This window comes from Microbacterium jejuense (assembly GCF_019511665.1).
GTDB lineage: Bacteria > Actinomycetota > Actinomycetes > Actinomycetales > Microbacteriaceae > Microbacterium > Microbacterium jejuense_A.
Genome location: NZ_JAEUAW010000029.1, coordinates 1 through 8,368, shown reverse-complemented (window position 1 = coordinate 8,368; position 8,368 = coordinate 1). Strand labels below are relative to the sequence as shown.

General features: G+C 71.0%; 9 protein-coding genes and 1 rRNA gene. 1 reads left to right on the top strand and 9 read right to left on the bottom strand.

The window, feature by feature from the left end; translation table 11 throughout:
- Nucleotides 1-214 precede the first annotated feature (214 nt).
- Together JNB62_RS18985 and JNB62_RS18980 are read right to left on the bottom strand one after the other, a co-directional pair.
- On the bottom strand, nt 215-1,339 hold the full coding sequence (locus tag JNB62_RS18985) for a Gfo/Idh/MocA family protein (RefSeq protein ID WP_220302452.1): 1,125 nt from the start codon (nt 1,337-1,339) through the stop codon (nt 215-217).
- Nucleotides 1,336-2,163, bottom strand: a complete 828-nt coding sequence (locus JNB62_RS18980; RefSeq protein WP_220302451.1) for a sugar phosphate isomerase/epimerase family protein — start codon at nt 2,161-2,163, stop codon at nt 1,336-1,338. The genes JNB62_RS18985 and JNB62_RS18980 overlap by 4 nt, the downstream gene beginning before the upstream one ends.
- Nucleotides 2,164-2,378: 215 nt before the next feature.
- Between JNB62_RS18980 and JNB62_RS18975 the strand changes: the two genes are divergently transcribed.
- Complete coding sequence (locus JNB62_RS18975; protein ID WP_220302450.1) at nt 2,379-2,579, top strand: hypothetical protein; 201 nt, start codon at nt 2,379-2,381, stop codon at nt 2,577-2,579.
- 60 nt (nt 2,580-2,639) lie between these two features.
- Here the strand turns inward: JNB62_RS18975 and JNB62_RS18970 are convergent, their stop codons facing one another.
- The 7 genes from JNB62_RS18970 to rrf form a co-directional block, all read right to left on the bottom strand.
- Nucleotides 2,640-4,004, bottom strand: coding sequence for an HNH endonuclease (locus JNB62_RS18970; protein ID WP_220302449.1), 1,365 nt, complete (start codon nt 4,002-4,004; stop codon nt 2,640-2,642).
- 227 nt (nt 4,005-4,231) lie between these two features.
- Complete coding sequence (locus JNB62_RS18965; protein ID WP_220302448.1) at nt 4,232-4,624, bottom strand: GntR family transcriptional regulator; 393 nt, start codon at nt 4,622-4,624, stop codon at nt 4,232-4,234.
- Nucleotides 4,621-5,649, bottom strand: coding sequence for a hypothetical protein (locus JNB62_RS18960; RefSeq protein WP_220302447.1), 1,029 nt, complete (start codon nt 5,647-5,649; stop codon nt 4,621-4,623). The genes JNB62_RS18965 and JNB62_RS18960 overlap by 4 nt, the downstream gene beginning before the upstream one ends.
- Before the next feature lie 112 nt (nt 5,650-5,761).
- Nucleotides 5,762-6,619, bottom strand: coding sequence for a 3-methyl-2-oxobutanoate hydroxymethyltransferase (gene panB / locus JNB62_RS18955; protein ID WP_220302446.1), 858 nt, complete (start codon nt 6,617-6,619; stop codon nt 5,762-5,764).
- Complete coding sequence (gene panC / locus JNB62_RS18950) at nt 6,619-7,467, bottom strand: pantoate--beta-alanine ligase (RefSeq protein WP_220302445.1); 849 nt, start codon at nt 7,465-7,467, stop codon at nt 6,619-6,621. Before panC ends, panB begins: the two co-directional genes overlap by 1 nt.
- Nucleotides 7,464-8,198 (bottom strand): Rossmann-like and DUF2520 domain-containing protein, encoded by a 735-nt coding sequence (locus tag JNB62_RS18945; RefSeq protein ID WP_220302444.1) that lies wholly within the window; start codon nt 8,196-8,198, stop codon nt 7,464-7,466. The genes panC and JNB62_RS18945 overlap by 4 nt, the downstream gene beginning before the upstream one ends.
- A gap of 101 nt (nt 8,199-8,299) precedes the next feature.
- A 5S ribosomal RNA gene (gene rrf, locus JNB62_RS19680) occupies nt 8,300-8,368 on the bottom strand; the annotation flags it as partial.

The following is an 8,368-nucleotide window of genomic DNA, read 5'->3' as shown; positions in this document are numbered from 1 at the left end:
AAAAAACAGCCCCTGTGCCGGCGCCCGCCCCCCTGGTGTCGAGAACGCACGTTCTCGCCGAGAACGCATGTCATGTGCGCGAACAACGTGCGTACTCGGCGAGAACGTGCGTCGTCGACGAGGGGGAGCCGGGATGCCGGGTGCCCGAGCAGATGCGAAACCGCGGGCCCACCGGCACGAGGCCGGCGGACCCGCGGTATGCGCGGGGCGATGCTCAGAGCGTCGCGGCGAAGGGGTCGAAGCCCTCGGGGAGGAGCGGCACCGGTGCGACGGTGCTCTCGACCACGACGGTCGCACCGGTCGCGGCAGACTCCTGTGCCGACAGCAGGACGTCGAGCACGTGGTAGCCGAGCTCGCCCGACGCGACGTGCGGGCGACCCTCGGCGATCGCGCGGACCATGTCGAGCGCGCCGAGACCGCGTCCGACCTGGAGATCGGCGTGCTCGATCTCGATCCACTCCTGCTCGAACGACATGCCGTCGCGGATGACCCCGAGCGGCTTCACATACGCGATGCGACCCGCGAACTGGTTCGGGTCGGGGATCACGATCGTGCCCTCGGTGCCGTGGATCTCGACGACGCCGTGACGCTCCAGCGCCGAGTCGAAGCTCAGCAGGCTCTGGGCCTGCTGGCCGCTCTCGAACGCCGTGACGATCTGGATCGTCGAGGGCACCTCGACGGGGAACGTCGTGCCGGCGTTCGGGCCGGTGTGGATCTGTCGCTCCTCGCGCGCCTTGGTGCCCACGGCCGACACGCGGTCGACCGGGCCGAGCAGGCTCACGAGCGCAGAGAAGTAGTACGGCCCCATGTCGAGCAGCGGACCCGCGCCGTTGGCGAAGAGGAACGCCGGGCTCGGGTGCCACAGGTCCGGACCCTGCGTCTGGAACGTCGTGAGGGCGAACAGCGGGCGGCCGATCGTGCCGCTCTCGATCGCGCGACGGGCCGCCTGGAAGCCGGGGCCCAGCAGCGTGTCGGGCGCGGAGCCGACGCGCAGACCCGCCTCCTCGGCTTCGCGCAGCAGCTGGGCGGCTCCCGCGCGGTCGAGGCCCAGCGGCTTCTCGGTCCACACGTGCTTGCCCGCGGCGATCGCCGCGCGCGAGACCTCGACGTGGACAGCCGGGATCGTCAGGTTGACGACGAGCTGCACGCCCGGGTGGGCCAGCACGTCCTCGGCGGATCCGAACGCCGGGACTCCGTACTTCTCGGCCTGCGCCTGGGCGCGGTCGAGCAGCAGGTCGCCGACGATGAGCACCTCGACGTCCGGGAACGACGAGAGGTTGGCGAGGTAGGTGTCGCTGATGACACCGACCCCGATGATGCCGACGCCGACCGCGCTCATCGGGCGAACCCGCCCTCGATCAGGAACGCGTAGCTGGCCGCGATGTCGGCGAACACGTCGTCGCCCGGGTTGTTGTCGTACTCGATCACGGCGTACTTGAGGGCGGATGCCGCACGCAGCGCGTCGGCGAGCGGAACCTCTCCCTCACCGGCGCGGCGCTGGTCCAGCGTGTCGGATCCGAACGACTCGGCACCCGGCGCGAACGGGTTGCTCTCGGGTGCGATGCCGTCCTTGACGTGCGCCGCGGCGAGGCGGTCGCCCAGGCGCGAGACGAGTCCCACGACGTCCTGGCCGCCGACGAGCGCCCAGTACAGGTCGAGCTCGAGCACGACGCGCTCGTCGGTGATCGAGACGAAGTGCTCGTAGGCGGTCTTGCCGTCGAAGTCGGCGATGAACTCCTGCGCGTGGTTGTGGTACCCGACCTCGAGGCCGAAGGTCGCCGCCGTGTCGGCGAGGCGGTTGAGGCGGTCGGCGATGTCGGTCACGCCCTCGAGGGTGGCCCAGCGCTCAGGCGCGACGAACGGGTCGATGACCGTCTTCATGCCGACCTTCGCGGCCGCCTCGAAGACGACCTCGGGCGAGGGCGTGGGGATCGAGCCGTCGGGCGTCCACAGCTCATCCGACAGCAGCGGCGCGTGGCCGGTCGGCGAGACCAGGCCCGACGCGTCGAGGGCGGCACGGATCTCGTCGGGGCGACGCACGAAGTCGAACGCCTCGACGTTGCGCAGTCCGATCGCGGCGAGCTTGTCGAGCGATCCCTTCATGTCTGCGGTGAACTCCGCAGCGAGTGTGTAGAGCTGAACCGAGGCTTCTGGCAGGGCCACGTCGACCTTCCTTTCGTGCACGAATCGCAGGGCATCCTTGCTGCCCGCAGTCACCCTAGCAGAAACCTCCAAGCGGAGGTTATGCGTTTCGACAGACATGACATCGAGATCGTGGATGCCGGCGGCCCGGCATCCACTCTCCACAGGCGCGGCTTCATGAGCCCATTCGGGCCGAGAGCGGGTAGGGTCTACCAAAACGGGCCAATGGAGGTGCCGTGCCAGCAGTGCTGATCGTCGCATTCGCGACGACGTTCGCGATCATGAGCGTCGCGGTGTTCGTCGCGACGCGTGCCCGCGTCGCCACCGTCGACGTGCGACTTCGATGGCCCGACGTGGCGATACGCGTGATCGTCGGCCTCTCGCTCATCGCCCTCGCCGCGATCGCGGTGGGGATCTGGTTCGCCTTCCCGACCTGACCTGTCGCGGCCGCTCGCGCTCAGGCGCTCAGGCGCTCAGGCGATCAGGCGCTCAGGCGCTCAGGCGCTCAGGGCGTAGTCGTACCGGGCTCGTCCTCCGAGACGCGCCGTACGCGTGGGATCGACGTGGGCGGGTGGGATGAACCACACCCGCGCTCTCACGCCCGTGCCGTCGATTCGGATCTCCCATCCATCGTCGTGGACGCGATGATGACATCTGGTGCACAGCAGGATGCCGTTGTCGAGGTCGGTGGGACCGGCATCCCTCGTCCACCATCGGAGGTGATGCACCTGCGTCATGCCGGGCGGGAGGCCGCATCCGGCACACCCACCGTCACGTTCGACGAGCGCGAGCTTCTGGGCGGGGCTGAACAGACGGCGGGCGCGCCCGAAATCGAGGATCTCACTGTCGCCGCCGAGCACGCATGGAATGATGCGGGCGTCGGCGGCCAGGCGTCGCACAGTCGCCGCCGATACAGGCTGGTCGATGCCGTCGATCACGCCGAACCCGTCTCCGGTCGTCAGTGCGTCCAGATCGATGCGCACCACGACCGTCGTTCCGCCCGTCGGAACCTCAGGAGCATCGCAGTCCAGGGCGTGGCGGCACATCGCGGCCAGCGCGTCGGCCTGCAGCTGGGGGATCGTGCGGTCGTCCTCGGCGAGGAGTGAACCGGTTCCATCACCCCGTGCGCGCAGCTGCGCGCCGACCACGGCCTCGATCGCGGTGACGATCGGCGCTCCGGTCTCGGGGTCGAAGCGAGCGTTGAGCACGATCGCACCCGAGCGGTCGCGGCGGAGATGCAGTGCGCGCTCCTTGCGAAGCTCGTCCTCGCGCGGCTCCGCGCCGTCCGGATCGAGCCACGCCTCCGCCCGCTGGAGGATCCGGTTCAACTGGTCCAGTCCGAGCCCCGCAGCCTGCGCCACGACGGTGCACTCCGCCTGCGCCAGGACGTCGGGTGTGGTGCGCAGTGCGACGCGATCCAGCATGCCCACGATCGCCGCAGCTCCGGCGACGCTCAGCCGGCCGCCCTTCAGCGCGGCAGCCACTTCGGGGTGCTTCGCGGGAGCGTCGGCACCGGTCAGCGTCGGGCGCGGAGCCGTCGCCTCGCCGACCGCGACCAGTCGGGCGGCGTCGCCGACGCTCACGCCCGTCGAGGCGGCGATCATCGAGGCCGGCGTGCGGAAGCCCTGCTTCTTCGCCAGCCCCGCGTTGCCGAGCTCGACGCGTGACGCCCTGGCCACTTCAGCGGCGACCTCGGCGTGCACCGCCTCTACGTGACGACGAAGCACCCCCATCGCCGCGTTCAATGCGGCCAGCGGAGCCCCCTCCACCCCGTCGGCGAGCCCTCCGCCGCTGTGCGCCGACACCCACGCGTCGCGAGCCGCAGCCAGTGCCGCGTCCACGCCAGCGAAGGGATCCGTCATGCGTCGATAGTATCGAACATAGTTACGATGTGCAACTGTTTTTCCTGGTTGATCTGCGCTTTGTTCTCCCCCGCTCCTAGCATGAACGTCGGACATCGACCCATGCCCGGACGGACGGCTGAGCCCGGTTCCGGGCCGCCCGCGCAGGCCTCCGGAGACCGGTCGCGGATGCCGCACGGCCAAGGTCGCGGCATCGCCTTGTCTCAGGGCTGCAGCACCGCGCCGACTCACGAGGTAGTGCCAGCGTGGCCCTCCGCAGTCGCGCGCCAGACGAGGCGCACGACGTCGATCACGTCCTCAGGCTCGGCGCCCGCCGCAGCCGCCGCGGCGACGAGGTCGCGCACCCGTCGCAGCACTGACCCGGGCAGCACGGCAGCGGAGGGCGCGACGCGGGTGCCCGCCGCGGTGCGCGTGACGACGAGGCCGTCCTGTTCGAGCAGCTTGTACGCACGCGCCGCCGTGCCTGGGGCGACTCCCAGATCGCTGGCGGTCTGACGCACCGTCGGCAGCCGCTCGTTCGCGCCGAGCTGTCCGGACACGATGAGCCCACGGAACTGCCGGTAGATGTCGAGCGCGGGACTCGTCTCATCGGTCGCGGCGAGAATCGGCTGCGCTGTCATCGCACCGCCTCGGCCCCGACGGCCTCGGGCACCACGGGCAGTGGCACGAGCGGGGCGCGACGCGCGCCGAGCAGACCCGTCCCGACGAGCAGCAGCAGGACGAACGCGACGATCTCGAGGACCGGCGCACCCCACCGCGCGTCGAGAGCGAACTCCGCATACTGCCACGCGGCTTCGTACGGGCGCCCCTCGTTCACGCCGAGGATCGTGAGGCTCCCCGCCGATCCGGCGTCGCCGATGAGACGCCACGCACCGGCCAGCGCGAGCAGCAGGCCCGCGGTCGCCAGTCTGACGATCCCGCGCGCGCCGCTGCGCCGTGCCACTCCTTCTTGTGTCACCGTGTCAGGTCGGAGGTAGGGACGCATCGCGTTCCCCCGCAGTGCCACCCACGTCGAAGCGACCAGAGCCGCCGCGGCGACGAGCACCGGCACGCCGTACGCCCAGCCGTAGAAGACGACGCGGACCGGGTCGATCTGCGCCTCGTTGGGCACTGGGATCACGAGCCACACCCACTGCCCCTGGCCATCCGGCGACGACGTGATCCCCGCGGCGACCGTCGTCGCTACGAGGGCGACGAGCGCCGCGGCGGCACCGATGAGTCCGATGCGCGGTCCGAAACCGAGGCAGGTGCGCCGCGTGCCCGACAGGGTCGGCGACTCGGGCGGCGTCGTCCCGTGCACGAGAACGACACCCCACACGACCACGATCGCCACACACGCCGACCACACCGGCGTGGCGTATCGCCACCAGGCGATCGCGTCCGAGAGTTCGATGACGTAGCCCAGGATCACGTCCTGCCCAGCGAACAACACGATCACCGCGATTGCCGCGATACCGAGCGTGCGCCGCTCCGGCACGTACCGCGCGGCCACCGAGCTCGCCGCGGAGCCACGCGTCGCGTGGCGCGCCCGCGCGAGGACCCGCATGCCGACGACGATCAGGCCGGCGAGGCCCAGCGATACGAGCGGCAACGAGAACGCCGCACCGACGAGGTCGATCGGCGTCCAGCCGAAGTGATGCACCATGGGCCCTCCAGAACTTGTGCCTCTGTTCTAGCACAAGTTGTGTCGGTAAAGTGATACAAACGCCCCCGGACTCCGGCGCCCGGCATCCCGGTGGTGCGAGCCGACGCCCGACTCAGTCCTCGCGGTCGCCCAGCGCCGACCGGGCGGCGTCGACGGCTTCCTCTGTCGCGGAGTACACGTGCTCGGCGGCGGGGAACGCGCCGCTGCGCACCTCGCGCGCGTACTCCGCGACGCCTGCCACCATGTCGGCTCCGACGGTGCCGTAGCGCTTGACGAACGCCGCCGTCCTGCCCTCGGTGATGCCGAGCAGGTCGTGCATCACCAGCACCTGGCCGTCGGCGGGCCCGGCGCCGATCCCGATGACGGGGATCCGCAGCCGCGGCAGCACGACGGCCGTCACGTCGGCGGGCACCGCCTCGATGACGAGCACGCTCGCCCCGGCATCCTGAACCGCGAGAGCCTCGCGCACGACGCGGGCGGCGGAGTCGGCGGTGCGTCCCTGCGCGCGCAGCCCGCCCAGCGCGACCGCCGTCTGGGGAGTGAGGCCGACGTGCGCGACGACCGGGATGCCGGCGTCGGCGATCGCACGGATACGCGACAGCCGCGCCTCGCCTCCACCCTCGAGCTTGACGGCGTCGGCGCCGGCCTCTTTCACGAAGCGCACGGCGGTGGCGACGGCCTGCGAATCCGACACCTCGGTCGACCCGAACGGCAGGTCCGCGACGACGAACGCGGTCTGCACGCCGCGGCGCACGGCACCCGCGAGCACGAGCATCTCGTCGACCGTCACCGCGACGGTGGAGTCATGCCCGAGCACCACCTGGGCACCGGAGTCGCCGACGAGCACCATGTCGACGTCGGCCCGCTCGGCCGTGCGAGCGGTCGGGTAGTCGTACGCGGTGACCATGACGATGGGCTCGCGCTGCGCCTTCATCTCGGCGAGCCGTTGCAGGGTGACCTTCGCGGCCATCACGCACCTCCTAGGACGGTGTTGTCGATCAACCGGGTGGCGCCGACGCGCGCCGCGATCGCGACGAGCACGGGGGCGTCGACGGCGGCGACAGGGGCGAAGGTCTCAGGGTCGACGAATGCGACGTATTCGGGATGGATGCCGGCAGCCTCGAGTTCGCCGACGGCCCGGGCGCGCAGCGCCCCGGTATCGGTGACACCGTGGGCGGCGGCATCCTTCACGGCCTCCAGGGCGCGAGGAATCGCGAGGGCACGCGACCGCTCGTCCGGAGTCAGACGCGTGTTGCGGCTCGACCGAGCGAGTCCATCGGCGTCACGTGACGTGGGGCACACGACCAGCTGAACCGGAATGCCGAGGTCGGCGACGAGCCGCCGGATCACCGCGACCTGCTGCGCGTCCTTCGCGCCGAAGTACGCGTGATCGGGGAGTGCGGCGAGCAGCAGCTTCGTGACGACGGTCGCGACGCCGTCGAAGTGCGCACGCCCGCGCTCGGCGCCCTCGAGCGTCTCTGCGATGGGGCCCGACACCGAGACCGTCGTGGCGAACCCGTCGGGGTAGACCTCGGCAGCATCGGGCGCGAACACGATGTCGACGCCTTCGGCATCAGCGAGCGCGAGGTCGGCCTCCTCTGTGCGCGGATAGGCGGCGAGGTCGGCCTGCTCGTTGAACTGCGTGGGGTTGACGAAGATCGACATGACGACCGTCGAGTCGTTCGCGCGCGCGGCGCGCAGCAGCGAGGCGTGTCCCTCGTGGAGCGCACCCATCGTGGGCACGAGTCCGACGGGACCGTCGCTGCGACGGCTGCGCAGCGCCTCGCGCAGGTCGGCGACGGTGCGGGCGACGATCATGCGGCCGGCTCCGAGACGGTGCGGGCGAGCTCTCGGGTGGCGTCGGAGAGGGCGTCGAACAGCGGCACGCGGTGCGGCAGCCGCTCCGCCACGGCTGCACGCTGACGGGCGACGGTGTCGTCGTCACCACGTGCGATCGGCCCGGTCAGTGCGGCGGCGCCGGCATCCTGCCAGTTCGTCACCGTCGCCTGGACGAGCGGAACCAGGGCGGACCGCGGGATGCCGGCGGTCGCCGCCATCTCGGCCGCGAACGCCTCGAGCGTCACGAGGAAGTTCGACGCGATGGACGCCGCCGCGTGGTACGCGGCGCGGTCGGTGTCTCCGATCTCGAACGGACGGAGCCCGAGCAGCGTCGCCAGGCCGCGGGCCGCCGCGAGGGCACCGGCGTCCGAGCCCGCGATGGCCGCCGGCACACCGGCGAAGTCCACATTCGCGGCGGTGACCGTCATGAGTGGGTGAATGCTGAAGGCCCGGTGCGGCGCGAGCGGTGCGAGCGTCGTCGCGCCTGACACGTGTCCGACAAGAGCACCCGGAGCGAGGGATGCCGCAGCCGCCGCGATCTCGGAATCCGGAACGGCCAGCAGCACGACATCGGCGCCCTCGCCGGTCGTCCCGCGGCCGAGAGGGCCACGCACCTCGACGCCGGCCTCGCGGAGGGACCGTGCCAGCGCGCGGCCCATCCGGCCGTCGCCGACGATCGCGACCGTGCCCGGAGAGAAGTCCGGCATCATCGCCCTCCCGTCGTTGCACCAGGTTCAAAAATACCCTGGCGCGGTGGTGGGTTAACGCGGAATGGCCACCCAGGGTGTGGGTGGCCATTCCGTGAATGGGTGTCCGGCGGTGTCCTACTCTCCCACAGGGTCTCCCCTGCAGTACCATCGGCGCTGAGAGGCTTAGCTTC

Excerpts from the sequence above, each read along its gene's own strand:
- JNB62_RS18985 (WP_220302452.1), bottom strand. The coding sequence starts at position 1,339 with ATGAGCGCGGTCGGCGTCGGCATCATCGGGGTCGGTGTCATCAGCGAC.
- JNB62_RS18970 (WP_220302449.1), bottom strand. The coding sequence starts at position 4,004 with ATGACGGATCCCTTCGCTGGCGTGGACGCGGCACTGGCTGCGGCTCGC.
- JNB62_RS18965 (WP_220302448.1), bottom strand. The coding sequence starts at position 4,624 with ATGACAGCGCAGCCGATTCTCGCCGCGACCGATGAGACGAGTCCCGCG.
- JNB62_RS18960 (WP_220302447.1), bottom strand. The coding sequence starts at position 5,649 with ATGGTGCATCACTTCGGCTGGACGCCGATCGACCTCGTCGGTGCGGCG.
- panB (WP_220302446.1), bottom strand. The coding sequence starts at position 6,619 with ATGGCCGCGAAGGTCACCCTGCAACGGCTCGCCGAGATGAAGGCGCAG.
- panC (WP_220302445.1), bottom strand. The coding sequence starts at position 7,467 with ATGATCGTCGCCCGCACCGTCGCCGACCTGCGCGAGGCGCTGCGCAGC.
- JNB62_RS18945 (WP_220302444.1), bottom strand. The coding sequence starts at position 8,198 with ATGATGCCGGACTTCTCTCCGGGCACGGTCGCGATCGTCGGCGACGGC.